At 62.1% G+C, this 23970-nt stretch carries 27 protein-coding genes and 1 tRNA gene; 24 read left to right on the top strand and 4 right to left on the bottom strand.

Going from position 1 to position 23970, the window contains the following annotated elements; all coding sequences use genetic code 11:
- Positions 1 to 20 precede the first annotated feature (20 nt).
- The 13 genes from hisC to tatC all read left to right on the top strand — a co-directional run bounded on the left by hisC (position 21) and on the right by tatC (position 8498).
- The gene (hisC, locus tag AC1D1J_RS09750; protein WP_477694567.1) at positions 21 to 1124 is read left to right on the top strand and encodes a histidinol-phosphate transaminase; all 1104 of its coding nucleotides are present in this window, start codon (positions 21 to 23) and stop codon (positions 1122 to 1124) included.
- Positions 1121 to 1729: an imidazoleglycerol-phosphate dehydratase HisB gene (gene hisB, locus AC1D1J_RS09745; RefSeq protein WP_477649150.1), complete on the top strand. Its 609-nt coding sequence runs from the start codon at positions 1121 to 1123 to the stop codon at positions 1727 to 1729. Before hisC ends, hisB begins: the two co-directional genes overlap by 4 nt.
- Positions 1730 to 1853: 124 nt before the next feature.
- Entirely contained in the window at positions 1854 to 2543 is a 690-nt protein-coding gene (gene hisH, locus AC1D1J_RS09740) for an imidazole glycerol phosphate synthase subunit HisH (protein ID WP_477669864.1), read from the top strand.
- Between the two features lie 94 nt (positions 2544 to 2637).
- Positions 2638 to 3378 (top strand): 1-(5-phosphoribosyl)-5-[(5-phosphoribosylamino)methylideneamino]imidazole-4-carboxamide isomerase, encoded by a 741-nt coding sequence (gene hisA / locus AC1D1J_RS09735; RefSeq protein ID WP_477650971.1) that lies wholly within the window; start codon positions 2638 to 2640, stop codon positions 3376 to 3378.
- Positions 3379 to 3387: 9 nt separating this feature from the next.
- On the top strand, positions 3388 to 4146 hold the full coding sequence (locus tag AC1D1J_RS09730) for a hypothetical protein (protein WP_477686077.1): 759 nt from the start codon (positions 3388 to 3390) through the stop codon (positions 4144 to 4146).
- Positions 4147 to 4153: 7 nt separating this feature from the next.
- Positions 4154 to 4954 (top strand): imidazole glycerol phosphate synthase subunit HisF, encoded by an 801-nt coding sequence (hisF, locus tag AC1D1J_RS09725; protein ID WP_477686076.1) that lies wholly within the window; start codon positions 4154 to 4156, stop codon positions 4952 to 4954.
- A gap of 161 nt (positions 4955 to 5115) precedes the next feature.
- A complete protein-coding gene (gene hisI, locus AC1D1J_RS09720; protein ID WP_457279707.1) occupies positions 5116 to 5541 on the top strand; it encodes a phosphoribosyl-AMP cyclohydrolase in 426 nt (141 codons plus the stop codon).
- On the top strand, positions 5528 to 5911 hold the full coding sequence (locus tag AC1D1J_RS09715; RefSeq protein ID WP_477694566.1) for a phosphoribosyl-ATP diphosphatase: 384 nt from the start codon (positions 5528 to 5530) through the stop codon (positions 5909 to 5911). The genes hisI and AC1D1J_RS09715 overlap by 14 nt, the downstream gene beginning before the upstream one ends.
- Positions 5912 to 5996: 85 nt before the next feature.
- Positions 5997 to 6344 (top strand): DUF4870 family protein, encoded by a 348-nt coding sequence (locus AC1D1J_RS09710; protein ID WP_477686073.1) that lies wholly within the window; start codon positions 5997 to 5999, stop codon positions 6342 to 6344.
- Positions 6345 to 6367: 23 nt separating this feature from the next.
- The gene (locus AC1D1J_RS09705) at positions 6368 to 6727 is read left to right on the top strand and encodes a histidine triad nucleotide-binding protein (protein ID WP_457279704.1); all 360 of its coding nucleotides are present in this window, start codon (positions 6368 to 6370) and stop codon (positions 6725 to 6727) included.
- A 176-nt stretch (positions 6728 to 6903) separates the two neighbouring features.
- Positions 6904 to 7143 carry a Sec-independent protein translocase subunit TatA gene (tatA, locus tag AC1D1J_RS09700; protein ID WP_477686072.1) on the top strand — a complete coding sequence of 80 codons (240 nt, stop codon included), beginning with the start codon at positions 6904 to 6906 and terminating at the stop codon, positions 7141 to 7143.
- A 16-nt stretch (positions 7144 to 7159) separates the two neighbouring features.
- Positions 7160 to 7627, top strand: a complete 468-nt coding sequence (gene tatB, locus AC1D1J_RS09695; RefSeq protein ID WP_477694565.1) for a Sec-independent protein translocase protein TatB — start codon at positions 7160 to 7162, stop codon at positions 7625 to 7627.
- Positions 7628 to 7697: 70 nt separating this feature from the next.
- Positions 7698 to 8498, top strand: coding sequence for a twin-arginine translocase subunit TatC (gene tatC / locus AC1D1J_RS09690; protein ID WP_477672777.1), 801 nt, complete (start codon positions 7698 to 7700; stop codon positions 8496 to 8498).
- Positions 8499 to 8627: 129 nt separating this feature from the next.
- Here tatC and AC1D1J_RS09685 read toward each other — a convergent pair whose 3' ends face one another.
- Positions 8628 to 9785, bottom strand: coding sequence for a S1C family serine protease (locus tag AC1D1J_RS09685; protein WP_477650970.1), 1158 nt, complete (start codon positions 9783 to 9785; stop codon positions 8628 to 8630).
- Between the two features lie 243 nt (positions 9786 to 10028).
- On the opposite strand from AC1D1J_RS09685, the gene AC1D1J_RS09680 reads away from it, so the two are divergent.
- A complete protein-coding gene (locus AC1D1J_RS09680; RefSeq protein WP_477694564.1) occupies positions 10029 to 10634 on the top strand; it encodes a chalcone isomerase family protein in 606 nt (201 codons plus the stop codon).
- 34 nt (positions 10635 to 10668) lie between these two features.
- Entirely contained in the window at positions 10669 to 11430 is a 762-nt protein-coding gene (locus tag AC1D1J_RS09675; RefSeq protein ID WP_477686071.1) for a Nif3-like dinuclear metal center hexameric protein, read from the top strand.
- A 17-nt stretch (positions 11431 to 11447) separates the two neighbouring features.
- Here AC1D1J_RS09675 and AC1D1J_RS09670 read toward each other — a convergent pair whose 3' ends face one another.
- Complete coding sequence (locus tag AC1D1J_RS09670) at positions 11448 to 12785, bottom strand: hypothetical protein (protein ID WP_477694563.1); 1338 nt, start codon at positions 12783 to 12785, stop codon at positions 11448 to 11450.
- Positions 12786 to 12966: 181 nt separating this feature from the next.
- Here AC1D1J_RS09670 and pdxA point away from each other — a divergent pair, with 181 nt between their 5' ends.
- Positions 12967 to 14049, top strand: a complete 1083-nt coding sequence (gene pdxA / locus AC1D1J_RS09665; protein ID WP_477694562.1) for a 4-hydroxythreonine-4-phosphate dehydrogenase PdxA — start codon at positions 12967 to 12969, stop codon at positions 14047 to 14049.
- A gap of 167 nt (positions 14050 to 14216) precedes the next feature.
- On the opposite strand, the gene mscL is transcribed toward pdxA, so the two are convergent.
- Entirely contained in the window at positions 14217 to 14642 is a 426-nt protein-coding gene (mscL, locus tag AC1D1J_RS09660; protein ID WP_477686067.1) for a large conductance mechanosensitive channel protein MscL, read from the bottom strand.
- 291 nt (positions 14643 to 14933) lie between these two features.
- Here mscL and petA point away from each other — a divergent pair, with 291 nt between their 5' ends.
- The 6 genes from petA to AC1D1J_RS09630 all read left to right on the top strand — a co-directional run bounded on the left by petA (position 14934) and on the right by AC1D1J_RS09630 (position 19485).
- Positions 14934 to 15569, top strand: coding sequence for a ubiquinol-cytochrome c reductase iron-sulfur subunit (gene petA / locus AC1D1J_RS09655; RefSeq protein ID WP_457279695.1), 636 nt, complete (start codon positions 14934 to 14936; stop codon positions 15567 to 15569).
- A gap of 128 nt (positions 15570 to 15697) precedes the next feature.
- Positions 15698 to 17239, top strand: a complete 1542-nt coding sequence (locus tag AC1D1J_RS09650) for a cytochrome b (protein ID WP_477686066.1) — start codon at positions 15698 to 15700, stop codon at positions 17237 to 17239.
- Between the two features lie 16 nt (positions 17240 to 17255).
- On the top strand, positions 17256 to 18011 hold the full coding sequence (locus AC1D1J_RS09645; protein WP_457279693.1) for a cytochrome c1: 756 nt from the start codon (positions 17256 to 17258) through the stop codon (positions 18009 to 18011).
- Between the two features lie 85 nt (positions 18012 to 18096).
- Complete coding sequence (locus tag AC1D1J_RS09640; protein ID WP_007868077.1) at positions 18097 to 18708, top strand: glutathione S-transferase N-terminal domain-containing protein; 612 nt, start codon at positions 18097 to 18099, stop codon at positions 18706 to 18708.
- Positions 18709 to 18846: 138 nt separating this feature from the next.
- On the top strand, positions 18847 to 19398 hold the full coding sequence (locus AC1D1J_RS09635) for a ClpXP protease specificity-enhancing factor (protein WP_477669848.1): 552 nt from the start codon (positions 18847 to 18849) through the stop codon (positions 19396 to 19398).
- Positions 19399 to 19409: 11 nt separating this feature from the next.
- Positions 19410 to 19485, top strand: a tRNA-Thr gene (locus tag AC1D1J_RS09630).
- A gap of 124 nt (positions 19486 to 19609) precedes the next feature.
- On the opposite strand, the gene AC1D1J_RS09625 is transcribed toward AC1D1J_RS09630, so the two are convergent.
- Positions 19610 to 19927 (bottom strand): hypothetical protein, encoded by a 318-nt coding sequence (locus tag AC1D1J_RS09625; protein ID WP_457279691.1) that lies wholly within the window; start codon positions 19925 to 19927, stop codon positions 19610 to 19612.
- A 53-nt stretch (positions 19928 to 19980) separates the two neighbouring features.
- On the opposite strand from AC1D1J_RS09625, the gene AC1D1J_RS09620 reads away from it, so the two are divergent.
- On the top strand, positions 19981 to 20961 hold the full coding sequence (locus tag AC1D1J_RS09620) for a M23 family metallopeptidase (protein WP_477686065.1): 981 nt from the start codon (positions 19981 to 19983) through the stop codon (positions 20959 to 20961).
- Between the two features lie 212 nt (positions 20962 to 21173).
- Positions 21174 to 23939, top strand: a complete 2766-nt coding sequence (gene secA / locus AC1D1J_RS09615) for a preprotein translocase subunit SecA (protein ID WP_477694561.1) — start codon at positions 21174 to 21176, stop codon at positions 23937 to 23939.
- The last annotated feature ends 31 nt before the right edge of the window (positions 23940 to 23970 follow it).

Genomic DNA, 23970 nt, shown 5'->3' with positions numbered 1-23970 from the left:
ACACAGTCAATTTACAGATCATGAAACAGGCAGACACCGCACTGGCTCCCAAGCTCAAAAAACTGATACGTCAGGATGTGCAGTCCATGCACGCCTATGCCATCCAGGAATCGGCCGGCATGGTCAAGCTCGATGCCATGGAGAACCCGCACCGCCTGCCGGCATCGCTGCAGGCCCATCTGGGCCAGCGACTGGGTGCGCTGGCGTTGAACCGCTACCCGGATGGCCGCGTGAATGATCTGCGCAAGGCCCTGGCCGACTATGCGCAGATGCCCGAGGGCTTTGACATCATGCTGGGCAATGGCTCGGACGAGCTGATCTCGCTGCTGGCCATGGCCTGCGATGTGGAAGGGGGCTCCATATTGGCGCCGCTGCCGGGCTTTGTGATGTACGCCATGAGCGCGCAGCTGCAAGGTCTTAAATTCATCGGCGTGCCGCTGACGGCCGACTTTGAGCTCGATGAGGCCGCCATGCTGGCCGCCATTGCCGAACACCAGCCGTCCATCGTCTACCTGGCTTACCCCAACAACCCCACGGCCAACCTGTGGGATGACACGGTGATTGAAAAAATCATCGAAGCCGTGGGCGAGCAAGGTGGCCTGGTCGTGATGGACGAGGCCTACCAGCCGTTTTCCAGCAAAAGCTACATCGACCGCATCGCCAGGCATGGCCATGTGCTGCTGATGCGCACCCTGAGCAAGTTCGGCCTGGCCGGCGTGCGCATCGGCTACATGATGGGCCCGAAGGCGCTGATCGCCGAGATCGACAAGGTGCGCCCGCCTTACAACATCAGCGTGCTCAACTATGAGTGCGCATTGTTCGCGCTGGAGCACCAGGCCGAATTCGCCGCCCAGGCACAGGAGCTGGTCGCCCAGCGCGCTGTGCTGATGAAGGCGCTGGCCGGCATGGCGGCCAGGGGCGTCAAAGCCTGGAAAAGCGACGCCAACATGATCCTGGTGCGGGTGCCCGATGCGGCCAAAACCTTCGAAGGCATGAAATCGCGCAAGGTCCTGGTCAAAAACGTTTCTAAAATGCACCCATTGCTGGCCAATTGTTTGCGCCTGACGGTCGGCACCGCGGACGAGAACGTGCAAATGCTGGCGGCGCTTGAAAAATCCCTATGACCACCCCTACCCACGCTCCCCGCATTGCCGAGGTTTCACGCAACACCGCCGAGACCCAGATCACCGTCAGGGTCAACCTCGACGGTACCGGTCAAGCCAAGTTGTCCACGGGCATCGGCTTTTTCGACCACATGCTGGATCAGATCGCCCGCCACGGGTTGATCGACCTCGACATCCAGGCCAAGGGCGATTTGCACATTGACGGCCACCACACGGTGGAAGACGTGGGCATTACGCTGGGCCAGGCCGTGGCCAAGGCTGTGGGGGACAAAAAGGGCCTGCGCCGCTACGGCCACGCCTATGTGCCGCTGGACGAGGCGCTGTCGCGCGTGGTGGTCGATTTTTCGGGCCGTCCGGGCCTTGAGATGCATGTTCCTTTCAAGAGCGGCATGATCGGCACTTTCGACAGCCAGCTCGCCTACGAATTCTTCCAGGGCTTTGTGAACCACGCCTTTGTGACCTTGCACATCGACAACCTCAAGGGCGAGAACGCCCACCACCAGGCCGAAACCGTGTTCAAGGCATTTGCCCGCGCGCTGCGCATGGCGCTGGAGATCGACCCGCGCGCTGCAGGCGTGATTCCATCGACCAAGGGTTCGCTGTAACCCTTCCGCACTCAACGCCGGGAACACGTCCAATCCTTGTTTTAATGCCTATTTTTGCCTCCAGACCAATGGTGGCGGGCGCAAGCAGCTATTAAATTCGTAGCAAACTACCTTTCGACTTCCAATGGCAAAACCCAAAACAGTCGCCGTGGTCGACTACGGCATGGGCAACCTGCACTCCGTGTCACAGGCTGTTCGCCATGTGGCGGGCGGCAGCGGCTTTGACGTGCTGGTCACCTCCCGGGCCGAAGATGTGATGTCGGCCGAACGCATCGTGCTGCCTGGCCAGGGCGCCATTGCCGACTGCATGCGCGAGCTCGCAGATTCCGGCATGCTGGAGTCGGTGCTGCACGCTGCGGCCAACAAGCCGCTGTTCGGTGTTTGTGTTGGCATGCAGATGCTGCTGAGCCACAGCGACGAAGGCCAGCCTGGCGACGGCGGTGTGGGCACCACCGGCCTCGGATTAATCCCTGGGGAGGTCACCAAATTCGAGCTGGCCGGCAAAATCCAGCCCGACGGCAGCCGTTACAAGGTGCCGCAGATGGGCTGGAACCAGGTTTACCAAAATGGTGCGGGCACGGCCAGGGCCCACCCGGTCTGGGCCGGCGTGCCCGACGGCGCGTACTTTTATTTTGTACACAGCTTTTATGCCCGGCCGTCGGATGCACACCACATCGCGGGGGAAGCCGACTACGGCGCGCGCTTTACGGCGGCGATTGCACGCGATAATATTTTTGCCACCCAGTTCCACCCCGAAAAGAGTGCCGACCACGGGCTGGCCCTGTACCGCAATTTCCTGCACTGGAATCCCTGAATACCTTGGGTCAGACCCGGTACCGGGGCGTCCGGCTTTTTGTTACCCTGAGCGTCCGTTTTGTCCTTTACCGTTTTACCGTCTTTAACCGCACATGCTACTTATCCCCGCGATTGACCTGAAAGACGGTCACTGCGTCCGCCTCAAACAGGGCGACATGGATCAATCCACCATCTTCAGCGAAGACCCGGCCGCCATGGCGCGCAGCTGGGTCGACAAGGGCGCGCGGCGCCTGCACCTGGTGGACCTGAACGGCGCCTTTGCAGGCAAGCCCAAGAACGAGGCCGCCATCAAGCAGATCCTGGCCGAAGTCGGCAGCGAAATCGACGTGCAGCTGGGCGGCGGCATCCGCGACCTGGACACCATCGAGCGCTACCTCGACGCTGGCCTGCGCTACGTCATCATCGGCACAGCCGCTGTGAAGAACCCCGGCTTCCTGCAAGACGCGTGCACCGCGTTCGGCGGCCACATCATCGTCGGCCTGGACGCCAAGGACGGCAAAGTAGCCACCGACGGCTGGAGCAAGATGACCGGCCACGAGGTCGTAGACCTCGGCAAGAAATTCCAGGACTACGGCGTCGAATCCATCATCTACACCGACATCGGCCGCGACGGCATGCTCACCGGCATCAACATCGACGCCACCGTCAAGCTCGCCCAGGCGCTGACGATTCCCGTGATCGCTTCGGGCGGCCTTTCGAACATGGCTGACATCGAAAAACTCTGCGAAGTCGAGGAAGAGGGCGTGGAAGGCGTGATCTGCGGCCGCTCGATTTACAGCGGCGATCTTGACTTTGAGAAAGCACAAGCCAGAGCTGACGAACTGAACGGATAAGGCATGCGCATGTTCACCCGCGCCGCGTACTGGCTGATACTCACGTTGTTTGCGTCAGCCGGTGCCGTCAAGGCGCAACCTGCCGCGTCTCCTCAGGCCTTTGAGCTTTGTTACACCGCTAATACTGGCCCCGCCGATGCAACCGGCGCCATCTCCCCTCGTAGCGCTACGCAGAAACAACAACTGATCGAGTGTTTGAGCAAGACACCCGATAGCGATCCGCGCAAGGCTTATTTGCTGAGTCAGGAACGTAGTCCTCCCGCGATTTGTGCTTCCGCAAAATCCGCCTTTTTACCTGGGTTGGAGGCCTGCGGCGCGGAGCAGGCCGATGCACAGAATTATCGGGAAGCCCACGCCACGTTTCATGCCGCAGTCATGGCGGGTTCCGCCACCGCACTGAGCATCCTCCTCGAAGAGTCGATGGATGAGGACGGGTTTGGCGCGGTTATCCTGCCTGCCGAAAAAGCCTTCTACGCTTACCTGTTCTGTAGCGCGGGCGCCGGCCTGCAGGTCAACCAGCCGCCGGAAATCCTGTATGTCCCATCTTTGCGCCGGCGGGACGCTCCGCAGCTTCCGATCCTCTCCGCGGATCGAGCGGCAGCCTGCGCTGCGGGCGTTGAGCGGCAGTACGGCGCGAAACTGACCGTTCAGCAAAGGAAGGACGTGCGAAGTCGGGCCGCAGTGACTGCTGCCGATATTCCCGGCAAAGCCCGTGCTTTTTTGGCCCAGTACCCTGAATACCGACCTTTCAACGCAGCCTACCGTTAGCCTATTCATGCTCGCTAAACGAATCATTCCTTGCCTTGATGTGACTGGCGGCCGCGTGGTCAAAGGCGTCAACTTCACCCAGCTGCGCGACGCCGGCGACCCGGTCGAAATCGCCGCACGCTACAACGAGCAGGGCGCCGACGAGCTCACTTTCCTCGACATCACGGCCACCAGCGACGGGCGTGACCTGATCCTGCCGATCATCGAGGCAGTTGCTTCCCAGGTTTTCATCCCTCTTACCGTGGGCGGCGGTGTTCGCACCGTCGAAGACGTGCGCCGTTTACTCAATTCCGGCGCCGACAAGACCAGCTTCAACTCGGCCGCCATCGCCAACCCACAGGTGATCGCCGACGCTTCCGCCAAATACGGCTCGCAGTGCATCGTGGTGGCGATCGACGCCAAACGCCGTGGCGTGGAGGACGAAAAGCGCCTCACACCCACCGGCGAACCGGTCGGCCCGGGCTGGGATGTGTACAGCCACGGCGGGCGCAAGAACACCGGCCTGGACGCCGTGGCCTGGGCCACCGAGATGGCGCGTCGCGGTGCCGGCGAGATCTTGCTGACCAGCATGGACCGCGACGGCACCAAGTCGGGCTTTGACCTGGCGCTGACCCGCGCGGTGAGCGACGCTATCAGCGTGCCGGTGATCGCCTCGGGCGGCGTTGGCAACCTGGAGCACCTGGCCGACGGCATACAAAATGGCGGTGCCGACGCGGTGCTGGCTGCCAGCATCTTTCATTACGGCGAATACACCGTTCAGCAGGCCAAGCAGCATATGGCAGCGCGTGGCATCCCCGTCCGTCTGTAGAGTTTATTAAGCTTTTTAGGCCTATCGCCCAATAAATATGGGCGCCAGCAGCTCCTGATTTAATAGCAAACTCTTTTTGGTCGAAACCTGCAAATGGCGAGACCGCATGGTTTGGCGGCTTGTAATACTGTCGTTCAGCGCAATCTTGGACAATACACACCATGAACTGGTTAGATGAAGTCAGCTGGGACGACAAGGGCCTGATCCCTGTCATTGCGCAGGAAGCCTCCAGCGGCGATGTGCTCATGTTCGCCTGGATGAACCGCGAGGCGCTGCAAAAAACTGCTGAGCTTGGCCAGGCGGTGTATTTCAGCCGCTCGCGCGGGCGGCTCTGGCACAAGGGTGAGGAATCCGGCAACCAGCAAACGGTGCATGAGATCCGCCTGGACTGCGACAACGACGTGATCCTGCTCAAGGTGACGCAGCTGGGCCACACGCCGGGCATCGCTTGCCACACGGGCCGCCACAGCTGCTTTTTCAGTGTGTATAAAGACGGTCAATGGGTGGTGACCGAGCCGGTCCTGAAAGACCCGACAACCATGTATAAAAAAGCATCAACAGACTCCGGCAAACATGACCACGAATGACTCCCTCCAGCGCCTGGCGCAGATCATCGAAAGCCGCAAGACGGCCAACGGCGGTGACCCGGACACCAGCTATGTGGCGCGCCTGCTGCATAAAGGCCCCGACGCCTTCCTGAAAAAAATCGGCGAAGAAGCCACGGAAACCGTGATGGCGGCCAAAGACATCGACCATGGCGGGCCCACGGCAGAGCTCAAGGGCAAGCTGGTTGGCGAAGTGGCCGATCTGTGGTTTCACAGCCTGATTGCGCTGGCGCATTACGGCCTCAGCCCGCTGGACGTGATTGCCGAGCTGGAGCGCCGCGAAGGCACCAGCGGCATTGAAGAAAAAGCCTTGCGCAAGGCCCAGCGCCGTGATGCGGCCGAAAAGCCCTGAGCCGGGCATTGCTGGCTGCCATTACCTGTGGCTGATTTCCTTCCCCCTGTATCGCCTCATATCGCTTTGACTGGAACCTGAACGCATGGAAACCGACCTGGCCGAATTCGAAGGCAAGAATCCCGCCGACCGCACCATCATGCATGTGCTGTACGGCCTGCACACGCTGGCCTGGTTCAGCGGCGGTGTGTTTGCGGTGATCGCCGTCATCATCAACTACATTCGCCGCGCGGATGAAACCGATGCGCTCTACATCGACCACCACAACTACATGATTCGCACCTTCTGGTGGACGCTTGCGTGGCTGGTGCTGCTGTCGCCGCTGTGGCTGTTGATTGTGCCGGGGTGGGTGGCCTATGGCATTGTCTGCCTCTGGTACCTGTACCGCTGCGTGCGTGGCTGGATGCGTTTTAACAGCCACCGTCCTGCGTAATTTCCTTGAGTCACGACCCAGCCATGAACCACTCCGACACCTGCATTTTCTGCAAGATCGCCGCGGGCACCATCCCAAGCCGGAAAGTGTACGAAGACGACGAGCTGTACGCTTTTCACGACATCAACCCGTGGGCGCCCGTGCATTTCCTGATCATTCCCAAGGACCATATTCCGTCCATGGCCCAGGTTGGCCCCGAACACGCCGCCCTGCTGGGGCGCATGATGGTGCTGGCCCCCAAACTGGCGATGGAGCAGGGTTGTAACCCGTATCCGGAGGGCGGCTACCGGATCGTGACCAATACCGGCGCCGAAGGCGGACAAGAGGTGCATCACCTGCACTTTCACGTGATTGGCGGCCCTCGTCCATGGCTGAAGGGCTAGAAGGGTTACAAGCCAAAGGGAACCCCCGGTGCCCACAACCACACTAAACCGGTAGGCCAATGTGTGTAATCGGTTTTCCGGCAGGCAGGGCCTTTAGAATCAACGCAATTGCGTGCAAACCGCCTCAAACCGGCAATGTTGCATTTACACCTGTATTTACAGATTAGGAGCAAATCATGGGTTCATTTTCCATCTGGCACTGGCTGATCGTGCTGTTGATCGTGGTGATGGTGTTCGGCACCAAAAAGCTGAAAAACATGGGCAGCGACCTCGGCGGCGCCGTCAAGGGTTTCAAGGACGGCATGAAGGACGGCAGCCAGCCCCCCGCTGACGTGCCCGTGCCGCCTGCCAGCGTCACGAACGCGCAGGCATCGGATAAAACGACGATCGACGTCGAAGCCCGTCAAAAATCTTAATTCGGCCTGACATTCAGTGATCGACCTCGGCATCTCCAAAATGGCGCTGATCGGCGCCGTGGCGCTGATCGTTATCGGCCCGGAGAAGCTTCCGCGCGTGGCGCGCACCGTAGGCACGCTGCTGGGCAAGGCGCAGCGCTATGTGGCCGACGTCAAAAACGAGGTCAACCGCTCCATGGAGCTGGACGAGCTCAAGAAGATGAAGGAAACCGTCGAGGGCGCCGCCCGCGACGTCGAGAACTCCATCCAGACCAACGCCAGCGATTTTGAAAAATCCTGGGCCGAGGCCGCGGGCGAGTCGTCCTCCGGCGCCCTGCCGGGCATGGAAATCTTCCCCGAGTACAGGCACCCGAAAAAGAAGTGGCGGCTCAAGCAGGGCGCGACACCCCAGTGGTACAAGGCCCGTTCGGGCGTGCGCACCAAGGCCCAGTCCGGCGCGGCCCGCGTGGCGCGCTTCCGTCCGCAGCCGGGCCGCATGCCTTGAGCTGCTTTCCTGCTGATTTCCTCCTGTTTGCGTGCCCCCCCGCGCAGCCCCACCAGCGCAAATTCCCCTCATGAGCGATCCCCACACCGACAAGCCCGACGAACTCGCGGGCACCGAGCAGCCTTTTGTGCAGCACCTCGTGGAGCTGCGCGACCGGATGATCAAGGCGGTGATTGCCATCGGCATTGCGGCTGCCGTGCTGGCGGTGTACCCCGGCGCCAGCGCACTCTATGACCTGATGGCCGCCCCGCTGGTGGCCACGCTTCCCAAGGGCGCCACGCTGATCGCCATCAGCGTGATCACGCCGTTCGTGGTGCCCATCAAGATCCTCTTCATGGCCGCCTTCATGATCGCGCTGCCGGTGGTGCTGTACCAGGTGTGGGCCTTTGTCGCACCGGGCCTGTATTCGCATGAGAAAAAACTGGTCATGCCGCTGGTGGTTTCCAGCACCCTGCTGTTTTTCATCGGCGTGGCGTTTTGTTATTACTTCGTGTTTGGCCAGGTGTTCGCCTTCATCCAGAGCTTTGCGCCCAAGTCCATCACGGCGACGCCGGACATCGAGGAATACCTGAGCTTCGTGCTGGGCATGTTCCTGGCGTTCGGGCTGGCCTTTGAAGTGCCGATTGCGGTGATCCTGCTGGTGCGCATGGGCATACTCACCGTGGCCCAGCTGCGACAGTACCGCGGCTATTTCTGGGTGATTGCCGCCATCGGCACCGCCCTGGTCACCCCGCCCGACGCCGGCTCCATGATCATGTTGCTGATGGTGGTGGGCGGGCTGTATGAGGTCGGCATCCTGGCGGCCCTGTTGTTCGTCAAGCACACCAAGGTGCCAGAGACCGACAGCGACACCGAAGCGGCCAAGCCCTGATTTCCCGCCGGGGCTGTTCAAAAAACCTTGGGTAAAAATGGCTGCAGCCCAATATGGCCGGGCGCAAGCAGCTATTAATTCAATAGCATCTTCGCATTGATGGCTGAGGGTCCCTGCCGCCCCGGCCGATCAGCGCTGCTGAACCTTGGGCCGCTGGCGCTTGCCGGGCGTCACCGGAATCTCGGTCTGCTTGTCCTTGCGCAGCACCGTCAACGGCGCCGGCGTACCGGGCTTGAGGGCTGCCACAGCGGTCAACAACTGGCTCACGTTGCGCACGCCCTTGCCGTTCACGGCGGTGATCACATCGCCGGGCAGAAGGCCGGCCTGCGCGGCCGGGCCGTTTTGCAGAACCCCGGTGATGATGACTCCGCCTTCTTTGGCCGCAGCCGCCGGAAGGCCGAATGTTTCAGCGAGTTCGGGGTTGAGGTCCTGCGGCTCCACGCCGATCCAGCCCCGCGTGACCTGGCCGTCCTTCACGATGCCGTCGAGCACCAGCTTGGCGGTCGACACCGGGATGGCAAAACCAATGCCCATGGAGCCGCCCGAGCGCGAATAAATCGCGGTGTTGATGCCCATCAGGTTGCCGTTCACGTCGACCAGCGCGCCGCCCGAATTACCGGGGTTGATGGCGGCGTCGGTCTGGATGAAATTTTCAAAGGTGTTGATGCCCAGCTGGTTGCGCCCCAGTGCGCTCACGATGCCGCCGGTGACCGTCTGGCCCACGCCAAACGGGTTGCCGATGGCCAGCACCGCGTCGCCCACCTGCAGGGCGTCGGAGTTGCCCAGCACGATGACGGGCAGCTTGTCCAGGTCGATCTTGAGGATGGCCAGGTCGGTGTCCGGGTCGGTGCCTATGACCTGTGCTTTTGCCTTGCGCGTGTCATTGAGGATGACCTCGATCTCGTCGGCGCCTTCCACCACGTGGTTGTTGGTCAGGATGTAGCCGCTGGCGCTGATGATGACGCCGCTGCCCAGTCCGCCCTGCGGTTCATTGGGGCTCTGGTCGCCGAAGAAAAACTTGAACCACGGGTCTTCGGCATGCGGGTTTTTGGCGGCGGCCTTGCTGGTGTTGATGCTGACCACCGCCGCAGAAGCAACTTTGGCCGCCGACGCGAAGCCGCTTCCGGCACCGCCGCTGCGCGGCGCGCTGCCGGCCGGGGCCTCGATGACGGACACGCCCGGCATGTTGCCGCGGTCCAGCCACTGCGGCTTGAGCGTGGCCACCACGAAGTAGGCCGCCAGCAGGACGGTGACGGTTTGGGAAAAAAGAAGCCAGGTGCGTTTCATGAGGCGTGAGGGTCGGCGTGCCGGTACGAAGGTGCGGAAGACGAAAGGGGGCGGGAATCCGGGGCGGCACAGGGCCGGAAGGGGCGCGGCGCCAACTGATGGAGTTTATCGCTTCGGGTTCCCGCTCGCTGTAAGGAAGCACGCCGGCTGGCTCCGGTACCATGTTCCTGGCTGCCGCAAGGCCGCAGCCGCGGGCAGCCTGAACCGCTGCCCGCGGTCAACAACCATAACGGAGGTGACAACATGCATCAGTGTTCAAGGCGAGCCTGGCTCGCGCGTGGCGCGGCCGCATTGACAGCGGGTTCGGCGGGACTGGCATTGCCGGTTCTGGCCGCACCCACGGCGACGAAATTTCCGGCCAGTGTGGTGGCGCAGGGCACCACACTGCAGCTCAACGGCGCCGGCACCCGCTTCAAGGCCATTTTCAAGGTCTATGACATGGCCCTGTACACGAGCCGCAAGGTCTCGTCGGCCGACGAGGCGATGAAGCTGGGAACGCCCATACGCCTGGCCTTTGTGGCGCTACGCGAAGTCTCCGGCACCGACCTGGGCCGGCTCTTCCTGCGCGGCATGGCCGACAACTCAAGCCGCGACGCTGTCAGCCGCCACTCGGTGTCGAGCAACCGGCTGATCGATATCTTCTCGGGCCGCAGCAAGCTGATGCCCGGCGATTCATTCGCGATGGAGTTCGTGCCGGGCAAGGGCACCAGCTTTTTCATCGCCGAGCAGCCGCAGGGCGCAGCCGTCGGTGATGCGGAGTTCTTTCGCATGGTGCTGGGCATCTGGCTGGGGTCCGTTCCGGCGGACTTCATGCTCAAGGACGCTTTGCTGGGCCTCGAGAAAAGCTGAGCATCCTCAGGCAGCGCCCTGAGACAATGGGGCCATGAGCACCACACGACAGGACTTGCTGCAGGCCTTTGACACGCTTTTGCAGCCCGCGCGCTTCAAGGACTACGGCCCCAACGGCCTGCAGGTCGAAGGCAAACCCTCGGTCGGCAAGATCGTTTCCGGCGTTACCGCCAGCCTGGCGCTGATCGAAGCGGCCATTGCGGCGCAGGCCGACGCCATCTTTGTGCACCACGGCCTGTTCTGGCGTGGCCAGGACGGCCGCGTCACGGGCTGGATGAAGCAGCGCCTGGCGTTGCTGCTGGCGCACGACATCAACCTCTATGCCTACCACCTGCCGCTGGACGCGCATCCCGAGCTTGGCAACAACGCGCAGCTGGGCTTGCAGTTAGGCCTCACGGCCACAGGCCACTTTGGCGAGCAGGACCTGGGGTTTATCGGTGGCCGTACCGGTGGCGCGGCATTTGCGGATGCGACTGCGTTGGCGTCGCACGTCGAACAAGTGCTAAATCGGCCTGTAACCAAAGCAGGTCCGGCGCGAGCAGCTATCAAAAACATAGCGTGGTGCACCGGCGGCGCGCAGGGGTATTTTGAGGCGGCGATTGCCGCAGGCGCAGACGCCTTCATCACCGGCGAGATTTCCGAACCCCAGGCGCACTACGCGCGAGAGATGGGCGTGGCCTTTATTGCCTGCGGGCACCACGCCTCCGAGCGCTACGGCGCGCCGGCCGTGGCGGCGCAGGTTGCCGCGCAGCTCGGCCTTGTTCACCAGTTCATCGACATCGACAACCCGGCCTGAAGCGTTTCTTGCGGGAATCAGGCCGGCTTGTGGCGCTGCCGCCCGGTTCGGCTGGCGTTGGGGCTGGCGTTAGGGCTGGCGGGTTTGGCCCGCAGCGGGGTTTGCGGCGCGGCGTTTCGCAGCGCGTGCCAGCTGGAGCCCAGCTCGGCATGCTCCACCGGCACGGCGGTGCGGGTTTCCGGATCCAGCAGCGCGGCGCGGGAGCGCATGGCGCGGGCAGCCTGCGCCACAGACTGCGCTTCGTGCAGCAGCTGGGCGACGTCCTTGCCGGCGATCGACAGATGAACGATGCCAACGGCAATGTCCGGCTTGATCCGGGCACGCCCCCCGCCCAGGGCCGTCACGTCCATCGGCCGGCGCAGGTCGGAGGCCACGCGCAGGCCCATTGTGCGTATCCAGCGCGGCGAATGCATGGTTTCCAGCAGCACCACAAAGCAGCGGTCGTAGTAGCGGCCGGCCGGGTTGACAGCGCCGGTGTGGCGCTGAATGCGGCGCGCCATCTGGATGTAGATTTCGTTCAGGCCGGCCTGGCCGATCTGGGGCAGCAGGCCTTCGGGCTCGAACAGCAGCACGGCCATCAACGCGCCGTCGCGCCGCGTGCGCAGACGCCGGCGCTGCGCACGGATGATTTTCTGCACCATCGCCACGCCGTCATAGAGCTGGGTGATCGGGTCATGCCCCGACGCTTCGCCGTGCTTCAGCTGCCGGGTCTGCCGGTTGCGCAGCCACAGCATGGCGGCCGTGATGACCACACTGAGCAAGGCTGCCATGGCCACGCCGGCCTGCAGCGGCAGTGAAAACCGGGTGGGGCTCAGCGCCAGGCCGTACAGGCCGATCTGCGCGGGCAGCGTCAGCAGGCAGCCCAGCGCCAGGCCCCAGGCCAGCCGGTCACCGAGTTGCGTGGCGCGCACCGACAGCCACAGCACCACGGAAAGATTGACGACGGCGAGCGTTGCCGAGGCGGGCAGGGCCCACTGCGGCTCCAGCAGCAGGCAGAGCGGCCCGCCGGCGATGCAGACCAGCGTGATGGTGAGCAGGCTGACCTTCATCAGGTGGTCGCGCTGGTGGGCCGACAGCCATTTGCTGGCGCCGAAGCTGCCCATCGACGCGCAAGCCGGCCCGACAAGGAGTTGCGCAATGCCCAGCGACTCCTTGCCGTCCGGCCAGAGCTCCATGGGCAGGCCGGACAGCAGCATCACCACCAGCCAGCAAAGCGCGAGGTAAGCCAGGGTCTGCCAGGCAGCGCGGGTGCGGCTGTAAAGTGCATCGGCCAGGGCCAGCAGCAGCACCAGGCCAAGTGCGCCGGCCGCAGCACTCCACAGCATCATTTCACCGTCGGACATCAGGACGGGCATGGCAGCATTCATGGCAGGCTGATGTCCCGTGCGCTGGCGAGCTGCCGCTGCGATGTGGTTTGCGCCAAAATACCCCCAGCATGCATCTGACCGACCCCCCTGAATTCATTGATCCGGCGCCGCGCTGTGCAGCCGGTGTGTTGACCTGTTTCTTTGTGATTATGGGGTTTCCTGTAACCAAATGCACCCTGCGGCCGCAATTCACCGCGGCGGCGCCCGGCTTGTGAACAAGCCGCTGCTCATCACCATGGGTGACGCCGCCGGCATCGGCCCGGAGATCATCGCCAGGGCTTTTCGCGACGCGCCCGTTGACATGGCGGGCTGCGCCGTGGTGGGCGATGTCGCCACGATGCGCCGCGCTGCCGCGTTGACAGCGTCCCCGCTGGCGCTGCCGGTGGCCCGGCTGGACACCCTGGCCGATGCGGCGGGCGTGCCGCCCCATTGCATCGGGGTGTTGCAAAAATGCGAGTTGGAGGCCGTGCCCTACGGCCAGGTCAATGCGCGGGCGGGCCAGGCTGCGGCCGACTGCATTGTCTGGGCGGCCCGCAGCGTGCTGGCTGGTGACGCGTGCGCCATGGTGACAGCACCCATCCATAAGGAAGCATTGGCGGCGGCCGGCGGCTGGGCGGCAGCCTTTCCGGGCCACACCGAAATGCTTCAGGCCGAGGCGGCCGCTTTTCTGGGTAAATCGGCGGCGGACGTGCCGGTGCGCATGATGCTGGCCAACGATGAACTCAAGACCGTGTTGGTGAGCATTCACATGTCACTGCGGCGCGCCATTGAGACCGTCACCTTTGACAACGTGTTGCAGACCTTGCGCATCACCCATCGCGCGGTGGCTGCCAGCCTGGGCCGGGCACCGCGCATTGCGGTGGCAGGGCTGAATCCGCACGCCGGTGAAGGCGGACTGTTCGGCAGCGAAGAGCAGGCCATCATCGCGCCGGCCATCGCCGCCGCTCGCGCAGAAGGCCTGGATGTGAGCGGTCCCTTCGCACCCGACACGGTGTTCATGCGCGCCCGCCAGGCCGCCGGCAAGCCCGGCGAATTTGACGTGGTGGTGGCGATGTACCACGACCAGGGGCTGATCCCGGTCAAGTACCTGGGCGTGGAGCAGGGCGTGAATGTGACGCTGGGGCTGCCGCTGGTGCGCACGAGCCCCGACCACGGCACGGCGTTTGACATCGCCGGGCGCGGCGTGGCCGATGCGTCCAGCCTGTTGGCAGCCATCCGCATGGCGCGCCAGCTGGCCCTTTCCCGGATTTAAGGTAAATTGGGCTGCAGCCCAATAGGGATGAGCGCAAGCAGCTATAAAATCAATAGCACCTTCCCCGTCTTCGCAAGCAGGGGCCGCGGATCTGGCTTTGCCAGTCCGCAGGCGCCGTCCCCTGTAGGGAGAGGTCCGCTACACGAAGTGAGCGAGCCACAGGGGGGTTACTTTTTTAGACTGTCTCGGATTTCGCGCAGCAGCATGATGTCTTCAGGCGGCGCGGCGGGCGATGGTGCGGCTTCGTGGTGACGTTTGAGTCGGTTGATCTGCTTGACCATCAGGAAAATGATGAAGGCCAGGATGACGAAGTTGACGCTCACCGTCAGGAAGTGGCCGTAGGCAAACACCGGGACGCCCGCCTTTTTAAGGGCTTCAAGCGACATGTCGGTGCCCGGCGGCACGGTGCCCAGCAACACGTACATGCTGGAAAAGTCCAGCTTGCCGAAGACCAGGCCCACCACCGGCATGATCAGGTCGCTCACCACGGCGTCGACGATCTTGCCGAAAGCGGCGCCGATGATCACGCCTACGGCCAGATCGATCACATTGCCCTTGACGGCAAATTCCTTGAATTCCTGCATCATTCCCATGAGTCTCTCCTGTTGTTGGCAGCGGCTGCCGGCCGTACCGGCGTTCTGTAGAAAATGATTATGAAGGCTGGCCGTGTTTTCGGGCGATGCGGAAGAGGCGGCTTGCAACAAAGTATGCGAAGGTAGCCGGCTGCCTTAAAAACAGGCACTTCCGGCCCCGCCATGCGGGCCGCCGCCGCCCCGGCCGGGCCCTCCGCCTTGAAAAACGACATCGCGCTCCGCTACAATTGCGGGTTGACCCCACTAAGCCTCCCACCAAGCCTATTTCAAGCCAGTTCTTGAAGGACTCTCATGACCCAAGCAAGCGAAGCAAGCGCGAACGGTGTGCCCCACGGCGCCCCCGTCGATAAAGATAAAAGAAACTGGCTCGTGGCCACCTGCGCTGTAGGCGGCGCAGGCGTTGCAGCCACCGCAATCCCCTTTGTCAGCACTTTCCAGCCCTCCGAAAAAGCCAAGGCTGCCGGTGCGGCCGTCGAGGTCGATATCTCCGGCGTGAAACCCGGCGAAAAGATCACGGTGGAATGGCGCGGCAAGCCCGTCTGGATCATCAAACGCACGCCCGAGCAGCTCGCCGAGCTGCCCAAGGTCGATGCCCTCCTGGCCGACCCCAAATCCGAGCGCAAGCCCGACGAACTGACCCCTGAATACGCCCGCAACGAAAACCGCTCCATCAAGCCCGAAACGCTGGTGGTGGTGGGCATTTGCTCGCACCTGGGCTGCTCGCCTTCCGACAAGTTCCAGCCTGGCGCGCAGCCTTCGCTGCCCAACGACTGGGCCGGCGGCTTCCTCTGCCCCTGCCATGGCTCGACCTTCGACATGGCCGGCCGCGTGTACAAGAACAAGCCCGCGCCGGACAACCTGGAAGTGCCGCCGCACATGTACCTCTCGGACACCCGTCTGCTGATTGGTGAAGACAAGAAGGCCTGAAGGCGCTTGCCTTAACCCGCGTTAACCAAGCTCCTTCACAAGACCCTGTAGCCAGCACCTGATACCCGCCGACCTTTCTGCCGCGTACCAGGTGCTTGCCAAAGAATCCCACCGAACCAGGATCAGTTATGGCTGAATTCAAAGAAATTTCCCCCGATGCCCCGCTCGCCGTCAAGGCGATGAACTGGGTCGACAACCGGTTTCCCGCCAGCAAGCTCTACAAAGAGCACATGAGCGAGTACTACGCACCGAAGAACTTCAACTTCTGGTACATCTTCGGCTCGCTGGCCATGCTGGTGCTGGTCATCCAGATCGTCACCGGCATCTTCCTCACGATGAATTACAAGCCCGATGCCGCGCTGGCCTTCGGCTCTGTCGAATACATCATGCGCGACGTGCCCTGGGGCTGGCTGATCCGCTACATGCACTCCACCGGTGCTTCCGCCTTCTTCGTGGTGGTCTACCTGCACATGTTCCGCGGCCTGCTCTACGGCAGCTACCGCAAGCCGCGCGAGCTGGTCTGGATCTTCGGCTGCGCGATTTTCCTGTGCCTGATGGCCGAGGCCTTCATGGGCTACCTGCTGCCATGGGGCCAGATGAGCTACTGGGGCGCCCAGGTGATCGTCAACCTGTTTGCCGCCATCCCTTTCATCGGCCCTGACCTCGCGCTGCTGATCCGCGGCGACTATGTGGTCGGCGACGCGACGCTGAACCGCTTCTTTGCTTTCCACGTCATCGCCGTGCCGCTGGTGCTGCTGGGCCTGGTGGCCGCGCACATCATCGCACTGCATGAAGTCGGCTCCAACAACCCTGACGGCGTTGAAATCAAGGGCCCGAATGCACCGAAGGACGCCGCAGGTCACCCGCTCGACGGCATTCCCTTCCACCCTTATTACACGGTGCACGACATCTTTGGTGTGAGCGTCTTCCTGATGATCTTCACGGCGATCATCTTTTTCGCGCCCGAGTTCGGCGGCTACTTCCTGGAGTACAACAACTTCATCCCGGCCGACCCGCTGAAGACGCCTGCGCACATCGCACCGGTCTGGTACTTCACGCCTTACTACTCGATGCTGCGCGCCATCACCGGTGAAATGGCCGGTGCACTGGGCATCATCGCGATCGTCGCCGCAGTGCTTGCCGCCCGCAAACTCTCCGGCATCTTCAAGCCGGCGGTGCTGGTGATTGCCATTGGCGCGGCCTTGCTGCTGGGCCTGCTGCCTTCCATCGCCAACTGGATCGGCCTGGTCATTCCTTCCGCCGGCGCCGGTATCGCGCAGGGCCTGGATGCGCTGGCCAAACCGCTGGCCGGCGTGCCTTTCCTGGGCGAACTCTGGGGCATGATGATCAAGGGTATCGACGCCAAGTTCTGGGGCGTGGTCGTGATGGGTGGTGCGGTCATCATCCTGTTCTTCCTGCCATGGCTGGACCACAGCCCGGTCAAGTCGATCCGCTACCGCCCTGACTGGCACAAATACCTCTACGGCATCTTTGTCGTGAATTTCCTGGTGCTCGGTTACCTGGGCGTTCAGCCGCCATCGGCCATCGGTGAGCGCGTGTCCCAGCTCGGCACCCTGTTCTATTTTGGTTTCTTCCTTTTGATGCCGTGGTGGAGCCGCCTGGGTACGCCCAAAACGCCGCCTGACCGTATTATTTTTCACGGTCACTAAGCAGGAGATAACAACAATGAAAAAACTGATTTTTTCCCTGATCGCGGCCCTGGGCCTGGTTGCCGGTGCACACGCTTCCGAAGGCGGCATGGCCTGGGACAAGGCGCCGAACAATACGAATGACCTGGGCTCCCTGCAAAACGGTGCCAAGCTGTTCGTCAATTACTGCCTGAACTGCCACTCCGCTGCTTTCATGCGTTTTAACCGCCTGAAAGACATCGGCCTGACCGAGCAGCAAATCAAGGACAACCTGCTGTTCACGACCGAAAAAGTCGGCGACACCATGAAGGCTGCGATTGATCCCAAGCAGGCGAAAGACTGGTTCGGCGGCAATCCGCCCGACCTGACCGTGATTGCACGCTCGCGTTCCGGCGCTGGCGGCACCGGTGCAGACTACCTTTACACCTACCTGCGCACTTACTATCGCGACGAGACCAAAGCCACTGGCTGGAACAACCTGGCCTTCCCCAGTGTGGCCATGCCGCATGTGCTGTGGGAACTGCAGGGTGTGCGCGCGCCGGTGTTCGACGAAAAGGAAGAGCACGGCCACAAGGTGTCGGTCTTCAAGGGCTGGAAGCAGGTCACGCCCGGCACCATGACGCCGCTGCAGTATGACCAGGCGATGGGTGACCTCGTGGGTTACCTGCAATGGATGGGCGAGCCGGCCCAGAACACCCGTATTCGTGTCGGCGTCTGGGTGCTGATTTTCCTTCTCGGCTTGACCTTTGTTGCCTGGCGCCTGAATGCGGCGTTCTGGAAAGACGTCAAGTAATTTTTCGCCGGGGCTAAGCTCCCGGCACCTTCTGGAGTGGATGCTTTCAATGTATCCACTCCTTTGCATTTAGGAGTTCCGCACCATGATGGTCCTTTATTCAGGCACGACCTGCCCCTTCTCGCACCGCTGCCGTTTTGTGCTGTTTGAAAAGGGCATGGATTTCGAAATCCGCGATGTTGACCTGTACAACAAGCCGGAAGACATCAATGTGATGAACCCATACGGGCAGGTACCTATCCTGGTCGAGCGCGACCTGATCCTGTACGAATCGAACATCATTAACGAGTACATCGACGAGCGCTTTCCGCACCCGCAACTCATGCCCGGCGACCCGGTTGACCGTGCGCGCGTGCGCCTCTTCCTGCTGAACTTCGAAAAAGAACTGTTCGTCCATGTCAGCACGCTGGAATCGCGCGCCTCCAAAGGCAACGAAAAGGCGCTTGAAAAAGCCCGTTCGCACATCCGCGACCGCCTGACGCAGCTCGCACCGATCTTCCTGAAAAACAAGTTCATGCTCGGCGACAACTTCTCCATGCTGGACGTGGCGATTGCTCCGTTGCTGTGGCGCCTGGACTACTACGACATTGACCTGTCGAAAAATGCCGCCCCGCTGCTCAAGTATGCGGAGCGCATCTTTTCGCGCCCCGCCTATATCGAAGCACTGACGCCGTCCGAAAAGGTCATGCGAAAGTAATGGCCCCCACGCTTGTCGCTTCGCGTACTGCGCTGCCCCCCGAGGGGGCGCTGCGCCTGCGGCCCGGCGAAGCCGGTTCCGCGGCCCCGGCTGGCGAAGAGTGTGACACGCTGTTTCGGATTTAACTTGGCTGAATTCATGAACGCCCTGGACTCCACGTCGACCCGCCCTTATCTGATACGGGCTTTGTACGAGTGGTGCACCGACAACGGCTTCACGCCTTATGTGGCCGTGTCGGTGGACGACACCGTGCAGGTGCCGCGCGAGTACGTCAAGAACAACGAGATCGTGCTCAACATCAGTTTTGACGCGACCTCGTCACTCAAGCTCGGCAACGATTTCATCGAGTTCAAGGCGCGGTTTGCCGGCAGTGCCCGGGAAATCATGGTGCCCATCAGCCACGTGATCGCGATCTATGCCCGTGAAAACGGGCAAGGCATGGCTTTCCCCATGGTTGCGGCTTCCGCCGGTCCGGTTTCCGGCGCTGAGGCGGGCGCCGAAGACCCTCATGGCGCACCGCCGGTGGCTGCCGCGCCAGCTGCGCATCCGCACAATCCGGCGGAAGGCCCGGAAAAGATCATGCAGCTGGTGCCCGAAAGCAGCGCAGATTCGCAAGCCGATGACGGTTCCGAGCCGCCGGATCCGCCCAAGTCGCCGCGCACACGGCCTTCACTGAAACGGGTCAAGTAAAATAGCTTTGTGCCGCTTTAGCTCAGTTGGTAGAGCAACCGCCTTGTAAGCGGTAGGTCGTCAGTTCGATTCCGACAAGCGGCACCATTTTCCCTTTCCTGTTGCCTTCCCCATGCCATATGGGTACCATACGCTACGAAATTGGTAGCAGGCAATGTGATCAACATGCGGGCCACGACGTATTGAGGCTTCTGTGAGCCGGTCTGGACGACTACTTTTTGGCTATTAGTATCTTGAGCCGAATTGATGTAACCTTCCAACCTTTGCCGAGAAGGCGCGCCTGGATCAGGGGGAGCAACTGCCGGATTTTTGCAGCAGCCGCATTGCCATTCACCAGCAGGCACCAGGTTTCACCGTCAATCGGTCCGGCCTGAACGGCGGGCCGCAGGGCTTCAGGAAGCAGCGATTCAATGGCCTTGAGCCTTTCGCTGGACTCCTGAACGAGCTCCGTCAGCCGTGCCAGGGAAGGTGAATTCCCGGCCGCCTGGTAAACGGAAAGCGCCTGGGGAAGGCGCCGGTCAGTGGTCATGATGGGCAGATAGCAGCCTGGCAAGCGCAAGCTGAAAAAAAAGAGGTAGACAAGTGCATTTGATTATCACGGATGCGTGGCTGGCGAAAAGCCGGGCCATTTATTTAAGCGGTACCAAACTGGTGCTGGCCGGCTTTGTCGCCGCCCTGGCGCTCATGCTCGTGGCTGCGGGTCTCTACCACTGGGTATTCCTCAAGGGCGCGCGGGAAGGCTGGCCGGTCGTCGGCTCGCTGGTCAAGCTCATGGTCAAGGACGAATTCGACCAGCGTGACCGCTTTATGCGTGAAAACCTCGATGTCATGGCCAGGCGGGTCGGCGAAATGCAGGCCAAGATGATGCAGCTCGAAGCGCTCGGCGAGCGCGTGTCGGGCCTGGCAGGGGTCAGCCCGAATGACATCAAGGTGACGCCTGGCCGCGGCGGCGTGTTGGTGGCGGGTCCTTCGCTGACCATGGAAGAGCTGCAAGCCACCCTGGCTGACCTGGACAAACTGACCGACCAGCGCGTGGACCTCATGACCGTGATGGAGTCGCGCCTCTTCGACCAGAAGATCAAGAAAATGATGGTTCCCACCCAGGAACCGGTGGCCGGTGGCAATCTGGGCTCACCTTTCGGCTGGCGCATTGACCCGATGAACGGGCGCTCCGCCTTGCACACCGGCCTGGATTTCCCGTCCGAGCCGGGTACCGCGATTCTTGCCGCCGCAGGCGGTGTGGTCGTCACGCAGGAATACCACCCCGCTTACGGCAACATGGTGGAAATCGACCACGGCAATGAACTCGTCACACGCTACGCCCATGCGTCCCGCGTGCTGGTCAAAAAAGGCGACCTGATCAAGCGCGGCCAGAAGATTGCAGAAGTGGGCACTACGGGCCGTTCCACCGGTCCGCACCTGCATTTCGAGGTGCTGGTCCAGGGCGTCTTCCAGGACCCGCAAAAATTCCTGACCGCAGGGCAAAAACTGCCCGGGCCCACGGTGGCAGCGGTTTCTCCGCGGCAGCCTGTGCCGGCTCCCCAACTGCCGCGCCCCCACTAGGCGCTTGCCGCTGCCGTGCCACGTGCGCGGCTTTTGGCTTGCCGCTGCGGTTTTACGGCGCCCGGCCATGTGGCTCCCTTGGCAGAGTTAAAATCAGGGGTTTGGGCCCAGTTGAAGTAACTGTTGGCGCCCACACCTAGGTTCCGTACACAAAAAGGGATTTCGGCCGCATTGCCTAGCTCGCGGGAGCGGTCAAAGGCGGCCTCGCATTTATGGCTTCCAACATCCTGACCAAAATTTTCGGCAGCCGCAACGACCGCCTGCTCAAAACCTACCGCAAAACCGTAGAACGCATCAATGCGCTGGAACTCGAGTATGAGAAGCTGAGCGACGACCAGCTGCGCACCAAAACCCAGGAATTCAAAGACCGGGTGGCCGCAGGCGAAGAACTCGATGCCATTCTTCCCGAAGCTTTTGCCGTGGTCCGGGAGGGCAGCAAACGCGTCATGAAGATGCGTCACTTTGACGTGCAGCTGCTGGGCGGCATGTCGCTGCACAACGGCAAGATTTCCGAAATGCGCACCGGCGAGGGCAAGACCCTCACCGCCACGCTGCCGGTCTACCTCAACGCACTGACCGGAAAAGGCGTGCATGTGGTGACGGTCAATGACTACCTGGCCAGCCGTGACGCGCGCTGGATGGGCAAGCTCTACAACTTCCTGGGCCTCACCGTCGGCATCAATCTGCCCAACATGTCGCGCGAGGAAAAGCAGGCAGCCTACGGCTCCGACATCACCTACGGCACCAACAACGAATACGGCTTCGACTACCTGCGCGACAACATGGTCTACGAGGTGGCTGACCGCGTGCAACGCGGCCTGAACTACGCCATCGTCGACGAGGTCGATTCGATCCTGATCGACGAAGCCCGCACGCCGCTCATCATCAGCGGCCAGGCTGAAGACCACACCGAGATGTATCTGGCGATGAACAAGGTCGTGCCCTTGCTGACACGCCAGGAAGGCGAAGCCGATCCGCGCACCGGCGAAGGCGTGACCAAGCCCGGCGACTACACCATCGACGAGAAAACCCACCAGGTCTTCCTGACCGAGCAGGGCCATGAGAACGCCGAGCGCCTGCTGTTCAACCTGAGCCTGATCCCCGAAGGCGCCACGCTGTACGACCCGGCCAACATTTCGCTGATGCATCACCTGTATGCAGCGCTGCGCGCCAACCTGCTGTACCACCGTGACCAGCACTATGTGGTGCAGGACGGCGAGGTCGTGATCGTTGACGAATTCACCGGCCGCCTGATGTCGGGCCGCCGCTGGAGCGACGGCCTGCACCAGGCCGTCGAGGCCAAGGAAGGCGTGCAGATCCAGGCTGAGAACCAGACGCTGGCCTCCATCACCTTCCAGAACTATTTCCGCCTGTACAGCAAGCTGGCCGGCATGACCGGAACGGCCGACACCGAAGCCTACGAGTTCCAGGAAATCTACGGCCTCGAAACCACGGTCATCCCGCCCAACCGCGTCAGCCGCCGCGATGACCAGCTGGACCGCGTCTACAAGACCACCCGCGAGAAGTACGAAGCTGCGATCAAGGACATCCGTGAATGCTATGAGCGCGGCCAGCCCGTGCTGGTCGGCACGACGTCCATTGAGAACTCCGAAATCATCGACCAGTTACTGATCAAGGAGAACCTGCCGCACCAGGTGCTCAACGCCAAGCAGCATGCCCGCGAAGCCGACATCATTGCCCAGGCCGGGCGGCCGAAAATGATCACCATCGCCACCAACATGGCGGGCCGCGGAACCGACATCGTGCTGGGCGGCAATGTTGAAAAATTGATTGAAGCGGTTGAAACGGACGAGTCGCTTGATGTGGGGGCCCAGGAAGCGGAAATCACCCGTCTGCGCGCGGTCTGGAAAGAAGAGCACGAGCAGGTTACCTCCCTGGGCGGCTTGCGCATCATCGCGACCGAACGTCATGAATCACGCCGTATCGACAACCAGCTGCGCGGCCGTTCGGGCCGCCAGGGCGACCCCGGTTCATCGCGCTTTTATTTGAGCCTGGACGATCCGCTGATGCGCATCTTCGCGGGTGATCGCGTCAAGGCCATCATGGAGCGGCTCAAGATGCCCGACGGCGAGGCGATCGAGGCGGGCATTGTGACCCGCAGCATTGAGTCGGCCCAGCGCAAGGTCGAGGCGCGCAACTTCGACATCCGCAAGCAGTTGCTGGAATATGACGACGTGGCCAATGACCAGCGCAAGGTGATTTACCAGCAGCGCAACGACATCATGGATGCGGCCAACCTGCAGGCGCAAATCGCTTCCCTGCGCGAAGGCTGTTTTACAGACCTGGCGCGGCAGTATGTGCCGGTTGAAAGCGTTGAAGAGCAGTGGGATATCGCCGGGCTCGAGAACGTGCTGCGCGACGAATGGCAGATCGAGTTGCCCCTGCGCCAGGAGCTGGAAGCCGCGACCGCCATCACCGACGACGAAGTCGTGGAAAAAGTCATTGCCGCGGCCAACGCTGCATTCGCAGACAAGGTCGAAAAAATCGGCGAGGAAAACTTCACGCAGTTCGAACGCATCGTCCTGCTGCAAAGCATCGACAGCCACTGGCGCGAGCACCTGAGCGCCCTCGACTACCTGCGCCAGGGCATTCACCTGCGCGGCTATGCACAGAAGCAGCCCAAGCAGGAATACAAGCGCGAAGCCTTTGAACTCTTCGGCCAGTTGCTGGACAGCGTGAAGAACGAGGTCACCAAGGTGCTGATGACGGTCAAGGTCCAGTCGGGCGAACAGCTGGAGCAGGCCGCCGAGGAACTGGAAAACCGGGCCGAGAACATCACCAACGTCACCTACACCGCGCCCACTGAAACCGGTGAGGTGGAAACGACCCTGGACAGCGAATCGCAGCGCCGTGCGTCGTCCATACCGGCCGGCGAAGTGCCGCGTGTGGGCCGCAACGACCCTTGCCCTTGCGGCTCGGGCAAGAAGTACAAAAACTGCCACGGCCGACTGAACTGAGCACCGCCCTGCGCTGAACACTGCCGATTTA

Source organism: Polaromonas sp. P1_F8 (assembly GCF_056405635.1).
This window is presented reverse-complemented; position numbering and strand designations above follow the sequence as displayed.

Excerpts from the sequence above, each read along its gene's own strand:
- AC1D1J_RS09640 (WP_007868077.1), top strand. The coding sequence starts at position 18,097 with ATGATGGTCCTTTATTCAGGCACGACCTGCCCCTTCTCGCACCGCTGC.
- AC1D1J_RS09680 (WP_477694564.1), top strand. The coding sequence starts at position 10,029 with ATGCATCAGTGTTCAAGGCGAGCCTGGCTCGCGCGTGGCGCGGCCGCA.
- AC1D1J_RS09645 (WP_457279693.1), top strand. The coding sequence starts at position 17,256 with ATGAAAAAACTGATTTTTTCCCTGATCGCGGCCCTGGGCCTGGTTGCC.
- AC1D1J_RS09670 (WP_477694563.1), bottom strand. The coding sequence starts at position 12,785 with ATGCCCGTCCTGATGTCCGACGGTGAAATGATGCTGTGGAGTGCTGCG.
- secA (WP_477694561.1), top strand. The coding sequence starts at position 21,174 with ATGGCTTCCAACATCCTGACCAAAATTTTCGGCAGCCGCAACGACCGC.
- AC1D1J_RS09675 (WP_477686071.1), top strand. The coding sequence starts at position 10,669 with ATGAGCACCACACGACAGGACTTGCTGCAGGCCTTTGACACGCTTTTG.
- hisA (WP_477650971.1), top strand. The coding sequence starts at position 2,638 with ATGCTACTTATCCCCGCGATTGACCTGAAAGACGGTCACTGCGTCCGC.
- AC1D1J_RS09705 (WP_457279704.1), top strand. The coding sequence starts at position 6,368 with ATGAACCACTCCGACACCTGCATTTTCTGCAAGATCGCCGCGGGCACC.
- mscL (WP_477686067.1), bottom strand. The coding sequence starts at position 14,642 with ATGGGAATGATGCAGGAATTCAAGGAATTTGCCGTCAAGGGCAATGTG.
- hisI (WP_457279707.1), top strand. The coding sequence starts at position 5,116 with ATGAACTGGTTAGATGAAGTCAGCTGGGACGACAAGGGCCTGATCCCT.
- hisF (WP_477686076.1), top strand. The coding sequence starts at position 4,154 with ATGCTCGCTAAACGAATCATTCCTTGCCTTGATGTGACTGGCGGCCGC.
- tatC (WP_477672777.1), top strand. The coding sequence starts at position 7,698 with ATGAGCGATCCCCACACCGACAAGCCCGACGAACTCGCGGGCACCGAG.
- AC1D1J_RS09635 (WP_477669848.1), top strand. The coding sequence starts at position 18,847 with ATGAACGCCCTGGACTCCACGTCGACCCGCCCTTATCTGATACGGGCT.
- AC1D1J_RS09710 (WP_477686073.1), top strand. The coding sequence starts at position 5,997 with ATGGAAACCGACCTGGCCGAATTCGAAGGCAAGAATCCCGCCGACCGC.
- AC1D1J_RS09730 (WP_477686077.1), top strand. The coding sequence starts at position 3,388 with ATGTTCACCCGCGCCGCGTACTGGCTGATACTCACGTTGTTTGCGTCA.
- hisC (WP_477694567.1), top strand. The coding sequence starts at position 21 with ATGAAACAGGCAGACACCGCACTGGCTCCCAAGCTCAAAAAACTGATA.
- AC1D1J_RS09650 (WP_477686066.1), top strand. The coding sequence starts at position 15,698 with ATGGCTGAATTCAAAGAAATTTCCCCCGATGCCCCGCTCGCCGTCAAG.
- pdxA (WP_477694562.1), top strand. The coding sequence starts at position 12,967 with ATGCACCCTGCGGCCGCAATTCACCGCGGCGGCGCCCGGCTTGTGAAC.
- AC1D1J_RS09685 (WP_477650970.1), bottom strand. The coding sequence starts at position 9,785 with ATGAAACGCACCTGGCTTCTTTTTTCCCAAACCGTCACCGTCCTGCTG.
- tatA (WP_477686072.1), top strand. The coding sequence starts at position 6,904 with ATGGGTTCATTTTCCATCTGGCACTGGCTGATCGTGCTGTTGATCGTG.
- hisB (WP_477649150.1), top strand. The coding sequence starts at position 1,121 with ATGACCACCCCTACCCACGCTCCCCGCATTGCCGAGGTTTCACGCAAC.
- AC1D1J_RS09715 (WP_477694566.1), top strand. The coding sequence starts at position 5,528 with ATGACCACGAATGACTCCCTCCAGCGCCTGGCGCAGATCATCGAAAGC.
- AC1D1J_RS09625 (WP_457279691.1), bottom strand. The coding sequence starts at position 19,927 with ATGACCACTGACCGGCGCCTTCCCCAGGCGCTTTCCGTTTACCAGGCG.
- petA (WP_457279695.1), top strand. The coding sequence starts at position 14,934 with ATGACCCAAGCAAGCGAAGCAAGCGCGAACGGTGTGCCCCACGGCGCC.
- hisH (WP_477669864.1), top strand. The coding sequence starts at position 1,854 with ATGGCAAAACCCAAAACAGTCGCCGTGGTCGACTACGGCATGGGCAAC.